The sequence below is a fragment of the Vibrio sp. J383 genome, assembly GCF_023503985.1.
GTDB classification, from domain to species: Bacteria; Pseudomonadota; Gammaproteobacteria; order Enterobacterales; family Vibrionaceae; genus Vibrio; species Vibrio splendidus.
The window spans coordinates 1633843-1652645 of record NZ_CP097293.1 but is presented as its reverse complement, the minus strand read 5'-3'; the positions used below and the strand labels follow the sequence as shown (position 1 = coordinate 1652645).

General features: G+C 44.4%; 12 protein-coding genes. 7 read left to right on the top strand and 5 right to left on the bottom strand.

Annotated elements, in window-relative coordinates; genetic code table 11:
* The first annotated feature begins 95 nt into the window (after positions 1-95).
* The 5 genes from M4S28_RS07460 to M4S28_RS07440 all read left to right on the top strand — a co-directional run bounded on the left by M4S28_RS07460 (position 96) and on the right by M4S28_RS07440 (position 5655).
* The gene (locus M4S28_RS07460; protein ID WP_004734690.1) at positions 96-1016 is read left to right on the top strand and encodes an HDOD domain-containing protein; all 921 of its coding nucleotides are present in this window, start codon (positions 96-98) and stop codon (positions 1014-1016) included.
* Between the two features lie 54 nt (positions 1017-1070).
* Positions 1071-1976 carry a LysO family transporter gene (locus tag M4S28_RS07455; RefSeq protein ID WP_017083332.1) on the top strand — a complete coding sequence of 302 codons (906 nt, stop codon included), beginning with the start codon at positions 1071-1073 and terminating at the stop codon, positions 1974-1976.
* Between the two features lie 174 nt (positions 1977-2150).
* Positions 2151-2678: a hypothetical protein gene (locus tag M4S28_RS07450; RefSeq protein WP_004734688.1), complete on the top strand. Its 528-nt coding sequence runs from the start codon at positions 2151-2153 to the stop codon at positions 2676-2678.
* Positions 2679-2797: 119 nt separating this feature from the next.
* Positions 2798-4441, top strand: a complete 1644-nt coding sequence (gene panP, locus M4S28_RS07445) for a pyridoxal-dependent aspartate 1-decarboxylase PanP (RefSeq protein ID WP_017086484.1) — start codon at positions 2798-2800, stop codon at positions 4439-4441.
* Positions 4442-4800: 359 nt separating this feature from the next.
* Complete coding sequence (locus M4S28_RS07440; RefSeq protein WP_004734686.1) at positions 4801-5655, top strand: MurR/RpiR family transcriptional regulator; 855 nt, start codon at positions 4801-4803, stop codon at positions 5653-5655.
* Between the two features lie 130 nt (positions 5656-5785).
* On the opposite strand, the gene M4S28_RS07435 is transcribed toward M4S28_RS07440, so the two are convergent.
* Positions 5786-7087, bottom strand: a complete 1302-nt coding sequence (locus tag M4S28_RS07435; protein WP_249632605.1) for an iron-containing alcohol dehydrogenase — start codon at positions 7085-7087, stop codon at positions 5786-5788.
* 528 nt (positions 7088-7615) lie between these two features.
* Between M4S28_RS07435 and M4S28_RS07430 the strand changes: the two genes are divergently transcribed.
* Complete coding sequence (locus tag M4S28_RS07430; protein ID WP_009847069.1) at positions 7616-7879, top strand: GrxA family glutaredoxin; 264 nt, start codon at positions 7616-7618, stop codon at positions 7877-7879.
* A gap of 250 nt (positions 7880-8129) precedes the next feature.
* Entirely contained in the window at positions 8130-9812 is a 1683-nt protein-coding gene (locus M4S28_RS07425; protein ID WP_017077841.1) for an aspartate:alanine antiporter, read from the top strand.
* Between the two features lie 302 nt (positions 9813-10114).
* Here the strand turns inward: M4S28_RS07425 and fabV are convergent, their stop codons facing one another.
* The 4 genes from fabV to M4S28_RS07405 form a co-directional block, all read right to left on the bottom strand.
* Positions 10115-11317 (bottom strand): enoyl-ACP reductase FabV, encoded by a 1203-nt coding sequence (fabV, locus tag M4S28_RS07420; RefSeq protein WP_029222146.1) that lies wholly within the window; start codon positions 11315-11317, stop codon positions 10115-10117.
* A gap of 210 nt (positions 11318-11527) precedes the next feature.
* A complete protein-coding gene (locus M4S28_RS07415) occupies positions 11528-13810 on the bottom strand; it encodes an acyl-CoA dehydrogenase (RefSeq protein ID WP_004734682.1) in 2283 nt (760 codons plus the stop codon).
* A gap of 55 nt (positions 13811-13865) precedes the next feature.
* Positions 13866-14495, bottom strand: coding sequence for a TetR family transcriptional repressor PsrA (psrA, locus tag M4S28_RS07410; RefSeq protein ID WP_029222147.1), 630 nt, complete (start codon positions 14493-14495; stop codon positions 13866-13868).
* A 459-nt stretch (positions 14496-14954) separates the two neighbouring features.
* Positions 14955-18764: a VCBS domain-containing protein gene (locus M4S28_RS07405; RefSeq protein ID WP_249632604.1), complete on the bottom strand. Its 3810-nt coding sequence runs from the start codon at positions 18762-18764 to the stop codon at positions 14955-14957.
* Positions 18765-18803 lie beyond the last annotated feature (39 nt).

The following is an 18803-nucleotide window of genomic DNA, read 5'->3' as shown; positions in this document are numbered from 1 at the left end:
CGTTCAAATTATTCAAGGTTATGTCGTCGGATGAGTATTGCTTCACAGCATCGCGGCTTGTAAAATGGCAGAACATACATGTTGTTACTTTTTTTATGAATCATTTATCGTTTTTCTGGCTACCACAAAATAAGGCTCTTCTCTTAAAGGGTCTAGAATCAGAGTTTGCCCAACTTGTTGGCCATTCTATTTCAGCGGGAAAAATAACACTTCCTCCTATCCCTAACGTTGTACTGAAAATTCAAAAGCTTTGCACTCTCGAATCAACCGGGATTGCCGAAGTTGCCGAATGCTTACTTGAAGACCCAGGCCTCACTGCTGTCGTCATTCGAGTGGCTAACTCTGTCGTATTCAACAGACGCAACATTACTTGTGTCGATATGATGACGGCTGTGTCGCGCCTTGGCATATTAAGAGTGCGTGATATCGTTACGGCTCAGGCTATTGAACAACTCAAGCATTCAGTCAACCTGAGCAAAGAGTGTAATGAGTTACTGGTTCAGAGCGCTTCTGTCTCCAAAGAACTCGGCGCCACTATGGTATTGGTGACCAACGGCTTCAAAGAACTATCCCCTATTGAATACCGCTACCTTGAACATGAAAAATCACTGCTTGTCGGATTACTGGCTGACATTGGTTTGTTCTGTTTGGTTAGCGAATACCACCTCTACCTCGAAAATGGCAATTACCTAGACCACGATATCGCCCTACAAATATTCCAAGGCCAATGTTCTGCAACCAGTAAACTGGTGCTTAATCGTTGGGGCTTCGACAGCGACTTTATTGATGTGTGCAGTAATACCATTAATAGCCACGAAGAACGCGAAGTGTCTTACTTGGATATTGCACGAATCGCTAATCACCTGCTGATGTTCAGAAACAAGGATGAGAACATCGATGATCACGAAGTTGAACTTAACGTGACAGGTGCAGAGGTGCTTTATAAATTAAGCAACTTGAGCAAACATGATTTTAATGCAAAGCTAAGCGACGTGATCAATACTAGTGGCTTCTAAGTCACTGTTAAGTGACAAGTAAATGTAATATGAAGTAAATGCAGTGGGGAAAGCATGTTTACAGGGATGATCTTTATATTTGCACCACTCGTCGTGGGGTATCTTTTTTCTATTTCGAACGATCAGACGCTAGAATTTATCAACCGCTCGACATCGCGGTTGATCTACGTGATTCTCGCGTTAATGGGGCTAAGCTTAGCCGCCCTCGATAACCTAGGCAGTAATCTGCAGACAATCCTTCTTTACACCGTCACTTTCTTTGTCTGCTTAAGTGTTTGTAACCTAATGGCACTGCCCGCTATTGATAAGTTATTGCCACTCAAAACCGATAGTAGCAAGAAGAAGCTTCCCCTCTCTTCGATGGCAATGGAGTCTGCCAAACTGATCCTAGTTGTGGGTTCAGGCCTTATCGCTGGCTTAGTCTTGCCTATCAGTCTTGATTGGGTTGATACCGCCAGTGAATGGATTTTGTTTGTACTTCTCTTCTTTATTGGCATTCAACTGCGTAATAGCGGTTTAACACTTCGACAAATCTTGCTGAACAAACACGGCATGGTCATCGCAATCACGATTATCGTCACCTCAATGCTAGGTGGCGTTATCGCGGCTTACATTCTGGATATCCCTCTGTTCAAAGCCTTGGCTATGTCTTCTGGATTTGGTTGGTATTCTCTGGCTGGTATCTTGATGGGTGACGCCTTTGGCCCTGTTTATGGCGGTGCTTCTTTCATGCTTGAGCTGTTAAGAGAGTTAGTTGCCTTAGTACTGATTCCAGTGCTGATTCGCAGCTATCCGTGTACCTCTATAGGCTATGCAGGTGCTACGGCGATGGACTTCACTCTACCTGTCATTCAAACAACAGGCGGTGTTCGATGTGTGCCTATCGCTATCGTCAGTGGCTTTATCCTAAGCTTGCTTGTCCCGATTTTGATGTTGTTCTTTGTATCTCTTGCTAACTAGATCGCAGGAATAGCGTTTGTTTTAGATTAGAATGCAACTCGAATACCCATGCCCAAGACACCGATACAGTTACCGAAATAAAAAGACACTAAGTGTCATTGCTCAACAAATAACGATCACGGTAACCTGTAACGACAAAGTTATAAAAAGAATAAACTTACAAAAGGAACCACTATGAAACGCCTTTGCGTCGCATTACTGCTAGCTTCAACTTCTACTTTCTCTTTTGCAGCAGATTCAATGTCTGAAACAAACCAGTGCCAAGCAAAAAAATATGATGCGTACATCGACGCCTCTTTGAATTGGTATGCCGACCTTGCTGCATTGACCTCTGAGCAATACCCAGAGCTAACAGAAGTCAGTGAGTGGTTCCTAGAAGGTCGTAAGCACCACTTTGAGCTTAATCGTGCTGCAGTAAACTACTACCTTGTGAACGACTCAAGCAAGGTGGCTACGGAACAACCTGTCGAAGGTTGGCTACAACTAGAGCAACACGACATTAAAACGCTATCAACACGTGATGACGAGCTAGGTAAAATCGCGAAAACAACGTTCGACGACCGCCAATCAACGCCTCATGCTCAAAACTACGAGCTACGTTCAGCGTTTGCAGAATTGCTTAGCCACCCTAAGCAAATCGATACGGCACTGCAACGCTACAATCAGTCAATTACTAAACTTGAAGCGATTAAGTGTAAATAACCCCTCATTTAATATGCTTTTTTGAGAAGTTGGATTTCATAATTAAGACGGGACATTGTTCCCGTTTTCGTTTAGATTGTCCCGCTCGCGTCAATATAAAAAAAAATAAATCGCTTGCTATGGTTACGGAACAAAAAACAGCAGATGTTAGCTTCGACAGTCTTTTACGTATCTTCACGGTACCTGAAGGCCCAGATTCAACACTCACTCAAATTGAAGACAAACTTTCACGAAACCTGAATCAATTCTTACGTGAACACATTGTGGCTGAAGAAAAGCCGCTGCGTGAAATTGAGAAAGATTTTTCAAATGCTCATATCCCTGAGCAGCCTGAGTTTGTTTCTGAACATACTGAGCATCTCCTCGATTCTCTCGTGTCTCACTCGGTTCATACGTCTTCGCCAAGTTTTATTGGCCACATGACGTCTGCTCTGCCGTACTTTCTGATGCCGCTTTCTAAGATCATGATTGCGTTGAATCAGAATCTAGTAAAAATTGAGACCTCCAAAGCTTTCACGCCCCTAGAGCGTCAAGTTCTGGGTATGCTACATCGCTTGATCTACCAAGATGACGATCAGTTTTATTCACGCTGGATGCACAGTGCGAACCACTCTTTGGGTGCGTTTTGTTCTGGTGGTACCATCGCGAACATTACTGCGCTTTGGGTTGCGCGCAACAATGCGTTGAAGGCACAAGGCTCGTTCAAAGGTGTAGAAAAAGAAGGCTTGTTTAAAGCCATGAAGCACTACGACTACGAAGGCCTAGCCATCTTAGTTTCTGAACGTGGTCACTACTCTCTGAAAAAAGCCGCAGATGTCCTTGGTATTGGTCAAGAAGGTCTAGTGTCTGTTAAGACGGATAACGACAACCGCATTTGCACTGACGATCTAAGACTCAAGATCGAGCAACTTAAGCAGAACAAGATCAAACCTTTCGCCGTCATTGGTGTGGCTGGTACAACCGAAACTGGTAATATCGACCCGCTAAGAGACATTGCTGAGGTATGTGCCGAAACAGATTGTCACTTCCACGTAGATGCAGCTTGGGGCGGTGCGACTCTGATGTCGAACAATCATCGTCACCTGCTTGATGGCATCGAGCTAGCAGATTCAGTCACGATTGACGCACATAAACAGCTTTATATCCCTATGGGTGCCGGTATGGTGCTGTTTAAGAAACCAGATGCGATGACAGCGATCGAACATCATGCTCAATACATATTGCGTAAGGGTTCGAAAGATCTTGGTAGTCATACGTTAGAAGGCTCTCGTTCCGGTATGGCAATGCTTGTTTATGCGTCGATGCACATCATCAGCCGACCTGGCTATGAACTGCTAATCGACCAAAGCATCAACAAAGCGCGCTACTTTGCCGACCTGATTAAAGATCAAAGCGATTTCGAACTGGTTTCAGAGCCTGAGCTGTGCCTACTGACTTACCGCTATGTGCCTGAGCCAGTTAAAGCGGCGCTGCTTAAAGCTGACGCAATAAAACGCGTTGAACTGAATGAGCTACTGAATGAACTGACCAAGTTTATTCAAAAGAAGCAGCGTGAAACAGGCAAGTCTTTCGTATCGCGAACGCGCTTAAATCCCGAAGCATGGGCACATCAACCAATCATCGTTTTCCGCGTAGTGTTAGCAAATCCACTGACAGGTAATGATATTCTTTCTTCAGTGCTTGAAGAACAGCGTGAAATCTCTAAACTAGCACCAAACTTGATGGGCAAAATCAACAAACTGGTTACGCAAATCAACGCATAGTCATTCAATTTTAGTTGCATCAAATTGAAAATTTCTTTCTTTTTGATGTAACTAAGCTGTCAGTTCATACTCAATTTGCATTCTTTTTGCTCAAACTCTCTTCCAATTCTGTAGTTTTCTAAAATTTTGTTGAGGTTTGTCATATTCTTAAGCATTCATGCCGTGTTTTTGTATTAGTAAATAGTATGTTGGGTTTATACTGACTCTATGGTGCTAGTTAGCTTGATATCTATTTGATGCAGCAGTATTTACAATACCGAATATAACTTTGGCTTTGTGCTTACTGATATTTGCTTCAGCCATACCCCCTGGTAAAAGATATTAACTAGCAAGTTGTTCTCTATACCCTTGTGAACACTATGAATACATTAGAAAAAATACAAAAAAACCTGGAAAATTTCAGCAAGTCTGAGCGTAAGGTAGCCGAAGTAATCATGGCTTCCCCTCAAACTGCAATTCATTCTAGCATTGCTACCTTAGCTAAAATGGCTGACGTGAGTGAGCCTACAGTTAACCGCTTCTGTCGTCGTTTAGACACAAAGGGCTTTCCTGACTTCAAACTTCACCTAGCTCAAAGCTTGGCGAACGGTACACCTTACGTGAACCGTAATGTTGAAGAAGATGATGGCCCAGATGCTTACACGCATAAGATTTTCGAATCAACTATGGCTTGTCTAGACGTTGCTAAAAACAGTCTAGACGCGATGCAAGTTAACCGTGCGGTTGACCTGCTGACTCAAGCAAAACGCATTTCATTCTTCGGACTGGGTGCCTCTTCTGCTGTAGCCAAAGATGCTCAAAACAAGTTCATTCGTTTCAATATCCCAATCACTTGTTTCGAAGACATCGTGATGCAACGCATGAGCTGCATTAACTGCAGTGACAACGACGTTATTGTTCTTATCTCTCACACTGGCCGCACAAAAAGCCAAGTTGAGATTGCGAACTTAGCTCGCGAGAACGGCGCAACAGTTATCGCTATCACAGCGAAAGACTCTCCATTAGATAAAGCGAGCTCGCTGTCTATCTCATTGGATGTACCGGAAGACACTGACGTTTACATGCCAATGGCAAGTCGCGTTGTTCAGATGACGGTTATCGATGTGCTAGCAACAGGCTTTACACTTCGTCGTGGTTCTGGTTTCAGAGAGAACCTAAAGCGCGTGAAAGAGTCACTTCGTGATTCACGTTACGAGAAGTATTCTCAGTTCTAATCTGTTAAGGCATGACCTGAAATCACATGAACTGAGAACAAGTTGAATTAAAAAACGGAGCCTAGTGCTCCGTTTTTATTTATCTGTTTACAATTTACAATGGTTTATGCAGTGAACTGTTCGAAGAACGTTAGATCGTCCAGCTATTGCCTTTCTCTACAACATTATTCTCAGACGCATAAGAGTTAATAATGGTAAAACTCGACTCGGCAGCCTGTTCTGGGGCAAGTTGATTAGCCTGATTCATTGAGGCTGTCTCCGGATACCCCTCTCCACAACTGCACTCCTCGCAAACCTGCTTCAGAATATGTACAAGCCTCTCTTGATTCAACGGTAAAGGGTTTCCTTTAATAGCCACTGATTTGAGCGCATCGGCAGACACCTCATCAAACTGAGCTTCGCAGACACCAAATTCAAGTAAGCTTGGTAGCTTGAGTGTATCCAACACTTCAGATAACCAAGCAATCGCCTCTTCTTCTTTTGCTTTTACGTTACCCGTCACTATCTGAGCGATTCGCTGATAACGCGCTAATATGTCGTTTCTTTGCTGCTCTTTCGCTACTGCTATGTTTTCTAACATCACAAATGGTGCCAAGCGTGCTGTAATCACACTGTGCGGCGCAGAAATCTTACCTCCTAACGCAGAAGCTAGCCCGTGCGCAGCGCCGAGCTTAGCATTGGTTATCGCCATTCCTCCGAGCATAGAAGCGAAGGCAAGGTCAGAACGCGCTTGAGGTTCATCATAGATACACGCCTGAATGACAGAACGACTCAGCTTACGCAATCCTTCTTCACAGATCATATCGGTTAACGGATTCGGTTCACCACACACATAGGCTTCCATTAAATGGGTAAATGCGTCCATAGCACCGCGGCCAGATAAATACGGATTAGTGCCATGGGTTAATGCTGGGTCAACAATCGCGACGTCAGCTAGCATGTCTGGGCTTCTAAGGCTTATCTTGACTTGGTCTTGTCCAGACTTAAGCACCGCATTTCTAGTGACTTCAGCGCCGGTACTCGCTGTGGTTGGGATAGCGATAAACGGCAGTGGTTTGGTTTTAAGAGGAACATTACGCCCAACCACTTCAACATAGTCGTATAAATTACCTTGATTAGGTAAAACCGCAGCTAACGCTTTTCCCATATCAATGGCACTGCCGCCACCCATTGCCACCACCATATCAGGTTTAAATCGCCGAGCAGACGTGGCAGCCTCTTCAACCATTTTGATATTGGGTTCACCCGAAACGGCAATGTGCTGGTAACGCATACTCTGCGCATCTAGATAGTCAGTAACCAGTGAGGTGCGTTCTAATGTATTACCAGTAACCAATAACACGCTGTAGCCGTATTGATTAAAGAGAGACAATGAAGCGGGAAGTGCCCCATCACCAAAGATGATCTTTGTAGATGTCATAAATTGAAACATGGAGCCTCCTGCGCCTATGACTAAACAAAACTACGAACTCTTGGTTTTTTTGAAATTCTTGGTTTTTGGCATTTAATCTTCGGAATACAACCTTCGAAATGTAACCTTTGTACTTACAACACAATGCCTGCATCTTAAATACAAGCACACTAAAATGGGGTTACATCTGGCAGCTTACCGAATATGGTTCCATACCCAATAATAAGATGCCTCGTTCTGTGTTTGATTTTTTTGACGAGGTGCAACTTGTCACATTAAAGATGGATTAAAGTCGCAATCTTAGGGGTAATTCACACTCTAATATTAAGGGTACTTAACAATGGTAGAGGCCAGTGAACGCGACCCTGCGTTTTTATGATTAATATTTGCGCTGATAGGCAAAACCTATCGTATTAAGAGGCAATTCCATCTTTATTTCCCCATGGCATTGAGGCATAGTTGGTTTTAAGAAATTTTGAGTGGCATTCATTAAAGAATAGTTAACATAATTGAGTTAACGAGCCTCATCCCGTATTTAGGAGAAATTAAATGTTTGTAGTTATTTTTGGTCGCCCTGCTTGCCCATTCTGTGTTCGTGCAAAAGAGCATGCTGAAACTCTTAAAGCTAAACGCGATGACTTCAACTACCGTTACGTTGACATCCACGCTGAAGGCATCAGCAAAGCTGACCTAGAAAAGACTGTTGGTAAGCCTGTAGACACAGTGCCACAAATCTTCATCGACCAAGACCACATCGGCGGCTGCACAGAATTTGAAGCATACGCAAAAGAAAACCTAGGTCTTTTCGACTAAGCTAAGATTTCTCTTACGAGATCCAAGGCTAAAGCCTAAAACAGTTAATCAATTTAAGCGTTAGACTGTACGATTTATATCAAGCCCGCTCACTATAGCGGGCTTTTTTTATGACCAGTTTTCGTACGGAATAAGAATCAGGTCAAAATCAAGTAAAATAGCAAAATATCGCTTATATTTTATTTATATTTAGATACAATTCACCTCTCAAACTTACCCTGTGTTTCACGCCAATTATTGAGCGACCACTGTGAATATCGACGTTGTTTTTCTGTTAGAACAAAACCCCATCCTCCTCATCTTTGTTGTTTTATCGATTGGATTAGCCATTGGTAAAATTCGTTTCGGTAGCCTCCAACTCGGCAATTCAATCGGTGTTCTGATTACTTCCCTTATCATGGGACATCTTGGTTTTTCGTTTAACGCTGATGCGCTCACGATTGGCTTCATGCTTTTCATCTACTGTGTTGGTATTGAAGCAGGACCAAACTTCTTCGGTATCTTCTTCAGAGACGGTAAGCATTATCTCATCCTGAGCCTTGTGGTTCTCTCTACCGCAATTGCTTTAACGTATTTCAGTAGCCACTACCTCGGGCTAGGTTTTGGTTTATCCGCAGGCATGATGGCGGGAGCCTTAACAGCAACGCCTATATTAGTAGGTGCTCAAGATGCTCTGAATTCTGGGCTTGCAGAATTACCAAGAAACATGGATATAGGCCTGATCATCGAAAACCTTTCAGTTGGTTATGCGATGGCTTACTTAGTTGGCTTAATCAGTATGATTATGTTTGCTCGCCTTATTCCAAAGCTTCAGAAAGTTAACCTACACGATTCAGCTGAGCAAATCGCCCAAGAGCGTGGCTTAGGTGCTTCAGGGCAACGTAAGGTTTACCTTCCAATCATACGAGCTTACCGCGTAGGACAAGAGCTTATATCTTGGACAGACGGTAAGAACCTTCGTGAACTGGGTATCTATCGCCAAACGGGCTGTTACATCGAGCGTATTCGTCGTAACGGTATTCTTGCCCACCCAGATGGTGATGCGATCCTGCAAGAAGGTGATGAAATCGCATTGGTAGGTTTCCCTGATAGCCACGCGCGTCTCGACCCAAGCTTCCGTAATGGTAAAGAGGTTTTCGACCGTAACCTTCTCGATCTGCGTATCGTGGAAGAAGAGATTGTCGTTAAAAGTGACAGCATCGCAGGTAAGCGCCTGTCAGACTTGAACCTATCTGAATACGGCTGTTTCCTTAACCGCGTAGTACGTGCTCAAATTGAAATGCCGATGGACTTAAACATCGTGCTTTCTAAAGGTGATGTACTGCAGGTGAGTGGTGAAAAGAGTCGTGTTCACGGTCTAGCTGAGAAAATTGGTTTCATCTCAATCCACAGCCAAATGGCGGATTTGATGGCCTTCTGTAGCTTCTTCATTCTAGGTATTTTGTTTGGTTTGATCACCATGACATTCGGTCAGGTTTCATTTGGCTTAGGTAATGCGGTTGGCCTACTTCTGTCGGGCATCATGCTTGGCTTCTTAAGAGCAAACCACCCTACTTTCGGTTATGTGCCTCAGGGAGCATTGAACATGGTCAAAGACTTGGGTTTGATGTTCTTCATGGTCGGTATCGGCTTGAGCGCCGGTGGTAAGATGTTTGAGCACTTAACGCAAGTAGGCCCTCAGGTCATCGGTATTGCTTTAGTAGTGAGTGTTCTGCCGGTATTCTTCGCTTACTTAGTCGGTGCTTACGTATTGAAGATGAACCGAGCTCTACTATTTGGTGCCATCATTGGCGCGCGAACCTGTGCTCCGGCGATGGACATCGTAAATGACCACGCTCGCTCAACTATCCCTGCTCTGGGTTACGCAGGTACGTACGCGATAGCCAATATATTGATGACCTTAGCAGGTACTTTCATCATCATAATTAGTTAGCGTCTGCTACTTTAAAAGCAGTCCAGCTTAGATATTTCGAATGCACTAATTCATCTTTGGATTAGTGCATTTTTTATTACTTCTTCTCAGCTTTTAACGCATCCCAAGTCTGATCTTTAAATCTCTTCACATCTCGCAACTCATATCCCGCATCTGCTCTTAACTTCTCTTCGCATCTCGCCACTCAAATCCCGCATCTGCTTTTATTTTTCCATGTCTGCTTTTAATCTCTTTCCTCAAACGACGGACAAAAAAATAGGCGCTCAGTGAGCGCCTATTTCGTTTTGATTCGATTGTTTGAATTAGATGTCAGCCACATCAAATTCAACAGCAGTATCAACGTCAGCTTCATAATCAACGCCTTCAACACCGAAACCGAACAGCTTCAAGAACTCTTCTTTGTACTCTACGTAGTCAGTCAGTTCTTTTAGGTTTTCAGTTGTGATTTGAGGCCATAGGTTACGACAATGCTCTTGAATGTCGTCACGAAGTTCTAGGTCGTCTAGACGTAGACGGTTCACTTCATCAACTTCTGCTGCGCTGCCATCTGCTTTGTACAAACGTTGGCTGAACATACGGAAGATCTGTTCCATACAACCTTCGTGAATACCTTCTTCACGCATCTTCTTGAACACCATAGCGATGTAAAGAGGCATAACAGGAATCGCAGAGCTTGCTTGAGTCACAACAGACTTAAGAACAGCAACGTTTGCAGTACCGCCAGTTTGGCCTAGTTTTTCGTTCAGCGCTGATGCTGCACGATCTAGATCCATTTTAGCTTTACCTAGCGCGCCATCCCAGTAGATTGGCCACGTTAATTCAGTACCGATGTAGCTATAAGCAACAGTCTTACAACCGTCAGCTAGAACACCCGCTTCAGAAAGTGCGTTGATCCAAAGTTCCCAATCTTCACCGCCCATTACAGTAACAGTGTCTTTGATCTCTTCTTCGGTAGCAGGCTCAACGCTTGCTTCGATGATCGCATCTTTGTTTGTATCTACCGCTGTAGATGTGTACGTTTCGCCGATAGGCTTAAGAGCTGAACGAATTACTTCGCCAGTCTCAGGCATTTTACGCACTGGAGACGCCAGTGAGTACACAACCATATCGATTTGGCCTAGATCTTCTTTGATCAGGTCAATTGTTTTCTGTTTTGCTTCGTTAGAGAAAGCATCGCCGTTAAGGCTTTTTGAATACAGGCCTTCTTCTTTAGCTAGCTTGTCGAACGCTGCTGAGTTGTAGAAACCAGCTGTGCCCGTTTTTTTCTCAGTACCGGCTTTCTCGAAGAAAACACCGATAGTAGAAGCGCCGCCACCAAATGCTGCCGCAATACGTGAAGACAAGCCGTAGCCACTTGAAGAGCCAACAACGAGTACACGTTTAGGTGCGTTTGCGATTGGGCCTTGAGCTTTTGTGTAAGCAATTTGTTCTTTTACATTAGCTTCACAACCGACTGGATGTGTTGTAGTACAGATGAATCCGCGAATTCGAGGTTTGATGATCATATTCAACTTCCTTAAAAAATCAGGGTAAGGATAAAAGTTTCGTACGCAAATGGCATCTAATTTCTGTAAAAATGTGGTGAAAATGCAAGTGGTTGGAGCACTCAGCGGATATTTGCTGACTAAGTCACCATTTGTTAACGCGTCTATTGCGACTTCTACGACAAAAACAAAAAAAGGCACCTTATTAGGTGCCTTTTATCATTTCTTTATCTAAGCAACGCTATTTAGCTTAGGTTTTAACTCTTTTCGCGTCAAAGTTTCACTAAAGTCATGACTGAAGTGGTCAACTTGAATCGCTGTGTAGCGTAGTTTATCAGCAGCAACAATTTGGTCGACTTCTTCTTGTGTCAGAACATCAGCTGCAAGTGCTTGAGCCAGTTTATCCGCAAGCAAGCCTTTACGAGCCACTTTGCCCTCTTTCACTGCTTTGAAGATCTTACGCTCCAGAGGCTTGATGCTGTACATCGCATTGAAAGCATTCTCCATAAGGCCAACACTATCATCTTCCTCTTTGCCAATGTAACAAAGGTGAGTCAGACGTTCACGGTGTGCACCTGGAGTCATCAAGCTTTCTGCTAGTTGAACTGTTAGGTTATCACTCGGTTTCTCGAAGTGGTTACCTACAGGGAAAACTAGACCTTTAAGTACTTTACCCACCATCTTGTTCGGGAAGTTTCTGTACGCTTCTTGTAGCGATTTAGCCGCGTTGTGGAAACAGTGTTGAACCGCGTAGTGTACGTAGTCTAAGTCAGCTTGTTGACGACCTTCGTCTTCATACTTCTTAAGCGCAGCAGACGCCATGTATAGGTAACTTAGACCATCACCCAAACGTGCAGAGATAAGCTCTTTACGTTTCAGTTCGCCACCTAGCGTCAGCATTGCGAAATCCGCACTGACTGCAAGCGCACGGCTCAAACGAGTCAAATCTTGGTAGTAAGGCTTAGTTGGACCACTCATGTCGGCTTTAATGAACTTAGAGCCAGTTAGTGCCGCACCAAAAGCACCGAACGTGTTTTTAGTTGCGTGTGAGATGTGCTTGAACAACAAGCTATCAAAGTCTTTTGCACCTTGCTTCTCATCTGGGTTCGCTGCCGCTTCCATTTCGCTCAATACGTATGGGTGACAACGTGTCGCACCTTGACCGAAGATCATCAGGTTACGAGTTAGGATGTTCGCACCTTCTACTGTGATAGCAACTGGAATACCTAGGTAAGGCGCAGCCAAGTAGTTCATTGGGCCATCTTGAATTGCACGACCTGAATGGATATCCATTGAGTCATTCAGAATAGTACGTGCCATCTCTGTCATGTGATATTTCGCGATAGCCGTTACGATACCCGGTTTCTCTTTCATATCAAGTGAAGTAGTTGTCAGTGTACGAGTCGCTTCTAGTAGATACGTTAAACCACCAATACGGCCTAAGCTCTCAGCAACACCTTCAAATTTACCAATCGACATGCCGAACTGCTTACGAACGTAAGCGTACGCACCAGTGGTTTTCGCCGTTAGGTGGCCCATCGCCGTGCCAAGTGCCGGTAACGAGATACCACGACCTGCAGACAGACATTCCACCAGCATACGCCAGCCTTTACCTGCGTAATCTGCACCACCGATTAGCCATTCCATTGGAATAAACACATCGTGACCGCGTGTTGGGCCGTTCATAAACGCAAGACCAAGTGGATCATGACGCTCACCAATCACAACACCTTCGTGGTCTGCCGGGATAAGCGCACACGTGATGCCAATGTCTTCTTTGTCACCCAGTAGCTTTTCTGGATCGTGCAGTTTGAAAGCCAGACCAAGTACCGTCGCCACTGGAGCTAGCGTAATGTAGCGCTTGTTCCAGTTAAGCTTGATGCCTAGTGTCTCTTTGCCTTCGTGCATGCCCATACAAACGGTACCGACATCAGGGATACCACCCGCATCAGAACCTGCTTCAGGCCCTGTTAGTGCGAAACAAGGGATATCTGTACCGTCAGCAAGACGAGGTAACCAGTAGTCTTTTTGATCTTGAGTTCCGTAGTGAGACAGTAGCTCACCAGGGCCAAGAGAGTTTGGAACCATTACCGAAACCGCAGTACTAATACTACGAGTCGCAATTTTAGTTACGATGGTAGAGTTTGCGTGCGCTGAAAATTCACGACCGCCGTACCCTTTCGCGATAATTAGCGAGAAGAAACGCTCTTTGCGTAAGAAGTTCCAAACTTCCTCAGGAAGGTCTCGGTCTTCTTTCACAATTTTGTGGTCATCTAGCATAGCGAGCAATGTTTCAAGTTCATTGTCCATGAACGATTGCTCTTCTGCTGTCAGCTGAGGTTTTGGGTACTGGTGAAGCTTAGTGAAATCTGGTTTACCAGAAAACAGCTCTCCGTCCCACCACACGCTACCCGCTTCCATCGCTTCTTTCTCGGTGCTAGATAGTGGTGGTAGTACTTTTTTAAAGAGTTTAAAAGCTGGGTCACTTACCCATTTTTGTCTTAGAGAGCTCATAGTTCAGATCCTTTTGTTCACTATATTGTTTGTGAATATTTTGCTTTTTATTGTTTTATTCTTTTGCTGACATGCCAGCGGCCAAAAATGGAATGAGAATATCGACCACTGCCTTCGCATCTATCTTTGTGTCGTAGTCATTCTCTGCAATTTCTATTAGAGCTTGGCTAGACGCCATGGTGAAAACACAAGTCCCAAGGGTGAAGTGTAAACGCCAAAATAACTGCTCTTGAGTGAGGTTCGGATTCGCCTTCATTACTGACGTCGTAAACAGAGTCAGTACTTCGCTGTAGCGAGTTGTAATGAACCAACGCAAGTGACCTTGCACATCCGTATAACCTCGACCGATGAGTAACATAAATCGGCTGGTACCGTTTGGCCTTACATCATTCAGAGCTCTTAGCGGCTGTCTTAAAGACTCAAACACATCACTCATAGAATACGTTTCGTTCAAGTTTAAGTTCACTAAAGCGTCTTGCAGTGCAGGCATAAATGCTTCTAAGTATCGATTTAATACGGCACGAACCAGAGTCTTCTTATCGCCAAAGTGGTAGTTCACTGAAGCAAGATTGACATTGGCTTTACCCGTAATAGTGCGTAAAGAGGTGTCATTGAAACCGTGCTCAGCAAATAAGCCTTCAGCCACATCTAAGATTTTGTCTTTGGTTGTACTTCTTGGTGCCATTTCAATCACTCGTATTAAACAACTGTTTGAAATATACGCTTAGAACATTTATTTAACAAGCAAGCAACATCACATTTTCACCAATTGGTCGTACCAGTTAGCAAGAATCAGCTCTAACCGATTGAATCGATGTACGTTTAATAAAAAAGGAAAAATTATTGAATTTTCTGGGAACTGAATTAGAAATGGAGGGTCATAAATTAAGTAGAAAACAGAGTATTTAGAAGTTTAACAGGCCGTCAAACTTGTTTCTCTCCCTGCTTTCTTAATTACTGCATTTTCCTTATTAACTCCTATACTTGTATCCGCCCAAACCGCATTGGTTTGGGCTTTTTTTTGCCTATGATTCAAGCAGCTTTTAATTTCAGGCAACTTTTCTTCGGCTACCCCTGAGCGCAAAAAGCCCCCGAAACCGAGGGCTTTCATTACATCAAGCTATGGAGCATTCCACGATGCCTATTAGGCTGCATCGTTTTTAATAAGCTCTCCTAATATTGCGAGATCATTACCAAGGTCAACTGAAGCACCCATTTCCGTAGTGATCCCTTCTACCACGATTGTTTGGACGTCGTCTCCACCATTGATTGGAATAGACAAAGCGATGTCTTCGCCATCGACCGACACTTCGATCATATCAAGAAGCTCGGCCATTTGCGTTTCGTCTTGTGGATCTTCAATCAGATCATTTAGGTCGATCAAATCACCAGAGCCATTGGTATAAAGCTCAAAGTCTTTAATGATGTCCGTACCGTTATCGAGTGCAGAGTCTAACCAGGTGAAAATATTGTCATCGCTATCACCAATAAGCAGATCATTCCCAGAGCCCGCAAATAAAGGCTCGTTACTCGCAGCACTAATCACGTTATATTGTTGTGGTTCTTCAATATCAACCGTCACCGTTTCGACTGTACTTTCAGCGCCATTTGAATCTACTGCGACATAGTCAAATTGAGGGTCATCGGTTACAGCTTCATTACCTTGTACATAACGCAACTCCCAACTGCCCCCAGTCGATGACAGCTCCATTCCAACAATTGGATTACTTGGTGATGAGTAACTGAAGTCGTAAAGAATCTGCTCATGACCAGTATCACCTTCGTCTTTTTGATACTGCTCTGTGTGGGTTGTACCGTCAGCGAAAGTATAAAGTACTTCAACATAAACATTACTATTAGTGTTGAACGACCCGCCCAACCCATCTAATCCAAATTGAACGACTTCAAGTGGATTGTTAGTAAAATCTAAGACCAAGGTTTCTTGCATGTTCATTCCTTGGCCGTCAGAGTCACCAATACCAAAGCCGACGTGAGGTTGTTCCCCTTGGTACTGCTCAAGCGGTTTATCGTTATTATCTTCAATGGATAATGTAATTGTGTTGCCGTTAGCTAAGGTAATTAGCCTTTCGGTTGGTGATACCGCGACACCCCAATTATAGAAACCATCAACGAGATCTGGCATATCGTCTGGATCGCCACTGAAGCCCATTTCAAACAGCTCTCCAGGCCCGGCAACGAAGCTAATATTGTTTGGAACAAACAACACACCGTTGTCGACATCAGACTGCACAATTTCTCTGGTGACGCCATTTTCATCGGTATACAAAAGGCTGCCGTTGGTTGGCAAGCTTTCTATCCGAATATTAAGTGGAATGTCGTCATGGTCATCTTCTATATCTGAGATGTAATCAGGCATACCGCCATCTTCAGAATCGAAGAGGATTGGTATGATCGCGTCTTCATCATTGACGACCGTAAAGCTGGTCGCTTCAGGCGCATCGTTGACACCATTGATTGTTATCTCGATAACATGCTCGACACCATCGATGGCGGTTACGACATATCGCTCAATAACCGTATCATCATCATTCAAGTATTGAACCGCATCGTTATCAACGACATAACTCCATGCCCCCTCGGGAGTAATCGTTAACATACCCAAAGCAAGTGCATAAGTAGACCCAATAGGGCTAAACACACCATTAGGTTTAAAGGCCGGCATATCACTGATATCGACATCGGTAATCGTTAAAGTACCAGACACCGAGAGTTCGTTGGTATCAGGATTGACATCGACATCTTCCGTCACCTCACCCATGTCAGAGTCACCTTCGCCAACGGTGATCTCAGATGGATCATCGGCACCGTTGATGGTGATGGTTACTTCACTGGTGGTCCCATCAATCGCAGTAACAGTGTAAACCTCGGTGACAAACTCATCGTCATCGAGATATTGCACGTTGTCGTTGTCTACGACATAAGTCCATTCGCCATCGTCGGTAATGATCAACATACCCAACGCGGTGTCATTGGTCGAACCTTCAGGGTTAAACGTTCCGTTAGGTTGAAAAGCCGCGACATCATTGGCGTCAACATCGGTAATCGTCAGTGTTCCCGTCGCCATCAAGTCGTTACTCTCCGGATCAACATCGACATCTTCCGTCACCTCACCCATGTCTGAGTCACCTTCCCCGACAGTAATTTCGGATGGATCATCAGCACCGTTAATAGTGATGGTAACTTCACTTGTGGTTCCATCAATCGCAGTAACAGTGTAAACCTCTGTCACTGTCTCGTCGTCATCTAGGTATTGCACAAGATCGTTGTTGACGACATACGTCCATTCTCCGTCATCAGTAATGGTCAACATACCCAACGCGGTATCATTGGTCGAACCTTCAGGGTTAAACGTTCCGTTAGGTTGAAAAGCCGCGACATCGTTAGCATCAACATCGGTAATCGTCAGTGTCCCCGTCGCCATCAAGTCGTTACTCTCCGGATCGACATCAACATCTTCCGTCACCTCACCCATATCAGAGTCACCTTCGCCAACGGTGATCTCGGATGGATCATCAGCACCGTTGATGGTGATGGTTACTTCACTGGTGGTCCCATCAATCGCAGTAACAGTGTAAACCTCGGTGACAAACTCATCGTCATCGAGATATTGCACGTTGTCGTTGTCTACGACATAAGTCCATTCACCATCGTCGGTAATGGTCAACATACCCAACGCGGTATCATTGGTCGAACCTTCTGGATTAAACGTACCATTTGATTCAAAAGCAGCAACGTCGTTGTCGTCTACATCGGTGATGGTGAGCGTTCCGGAGGTTGTTAAGTTGTTGCTCTCTTGGTCAACATCCACATCCTCAGTAACTTCACCTGTGTCTGAATCACCTTCGCTAACGGTTATATCAGATGGATCATCGGCACCGTTAATCGTGATAGTTACTTCGCTAGTGGTACCGTCACTGGCTGTAACGGTATAAACCTCTGTCACGAATTCATCGTCGTCTAGGTACTGCACGTCATCGTTATTGACTACGTAAGTCCAAGCGCCATCAGGTTCGATGCTCAATACGCCAAGTTGTGAGTCGTTTGTTGAACCTACGAGGTTAAACTCACCATCAGCTGAAAAGGTAGGAGTGTCGCTATCTACGTCTGTAATCACGATCTGACCAGACGTCACTAATTGGTTGGTGATGTCATCGACATCAATGTCCTCAGTCACACTGCCTGAATCATCAGTGGCTACAGCCGCATCATCAGTACCAATAATCGTGACTGTAATGACTTGCTCACCTCCATCAGAAGTTTGTACTGTGGTTGTATCTTGAATTTGCTCGCCGTCAGCAAGTTCATCATAAGGACTGTTGGCTACGAAGGTCCAAGTACCATCCTCATTGACGACAAAGGTACCGAGGTCATTGTCTCCAGCGACCTCTTTGCCAATAAAGGTAACGTCCGGGTCGTCGCTGGTTAAGGCGCCACCGGTTTCAATTGGTTCATCCTGCTCAAACTCAATAACGTTAGTTTCGCCTGAAATAAGCGCAAAAGCGATGATATCAAAAAGAGCAATACTTTGAGTTTCTGACAATCCTTGAGACTCAAACCCGTCAGTTTCAAAATTCGTGGCAGCTTGAGTTTCAGCCCCAGTACGTTCAATCCTACCGCTGTTGGTCAAACTCGAGCCTTCCTCACCAGCCGCAGTGTCAAACTCATCTCCTAGTTCCGTTGGATCAAATCCTTCTTCAATAGCACGCTGAACTTGAGCGATCGCATCATCAGTATCTAGTACATTTTGTTGGCCCTGGTTATCTACAAAACGTGCAGAAACACTTGGCACATTTTCTTCACTAGTATCAAAACTGATAATTACGTCGCTAGCCGCTGGTTGTTCGCCCGGAGACAAACGTCTAACTTGGCCTTGAGCGTCGAGCACAACACTCCCGCTAGCAAGACCTAGTATATTTAGGTTGATGTTTCCCATATCCATATTCCCACTTCTGCCCAGAACATGCCAAGCGCG

Coding starts and splice junctions, on each gene's coding strand:
- M4S28_RS07460 (WP_004734690.1), top strand. CDS start 96: ATGAATCATTTATCGTTTTTCTGGCTACCACAAAATAAGGCTCTTCTC.
- M4S28_RS07455 (WP_017083332.1), top strand. CDS start 1,071: ATGTTTACAGGGATGATCTTTATATTTGCACCACTCGTCGTGGGGTAT.
- M4S28_RS07450 (WP_004734688.1), top strand. CDS start 2,151: ATGAAACGCCTTTGCGTCGCATTACTGCTAGCTTCAACTTCTACTTTC.
- panP (WP_017086484.1), top strand. CDS start 2,798: ATGGTTACGGAACAAAAAACAGCAGATGTTAGCTTCGACAGTCTTTTA.
- M4S28_RS07440 (WP_004734686.1), top strand. CDS start 4,801: ATGAATACATTAGAAAAAATACAAAAAAACCTGGAAAATTTCAGCAAG.
- M4S28_RS07435 (WP_249632605.1), bottom strand. CDS start 7,087: ATGTTTCAATTTATGACATCTACAAAGATCATCTTTGGTGATGGGGCA.
- M4S28_RS07430 (WP_009847069.1), top strand. CDS start 7,616: ATGTTTGTAGTTATTTTTGGTCGCCCTGCTTGCCCATTCTGTGTTCGT.
- fabV (WP_029222146.1), bottom strand. CDS start 11,317: ATGATCATCAAACCTCGAATTCGCGGATTCATCTGTACTACAACACAT.
- M4S28_RS07415 (WP_004734682.1), bottom strand. CDS start 13,810: ATGAGCTCTCTAAGACAAAAATGGGTAAGTGACCCAGCTTTTAAACTC.
- psrA (WP_029222147.1), bottom strand. CDS start 14,495: ATGGCACCAAGAAGTACAACCAAAGACAAAATCTTAGATGTGGCTGAA.
- M4S28_RS07405 (WP_249632604.1), bottom strand. CDS start 18,764: ATGGGAAACATCAACCTAAATATACTAGGTCTTGCTAGCGGGAGTGTT.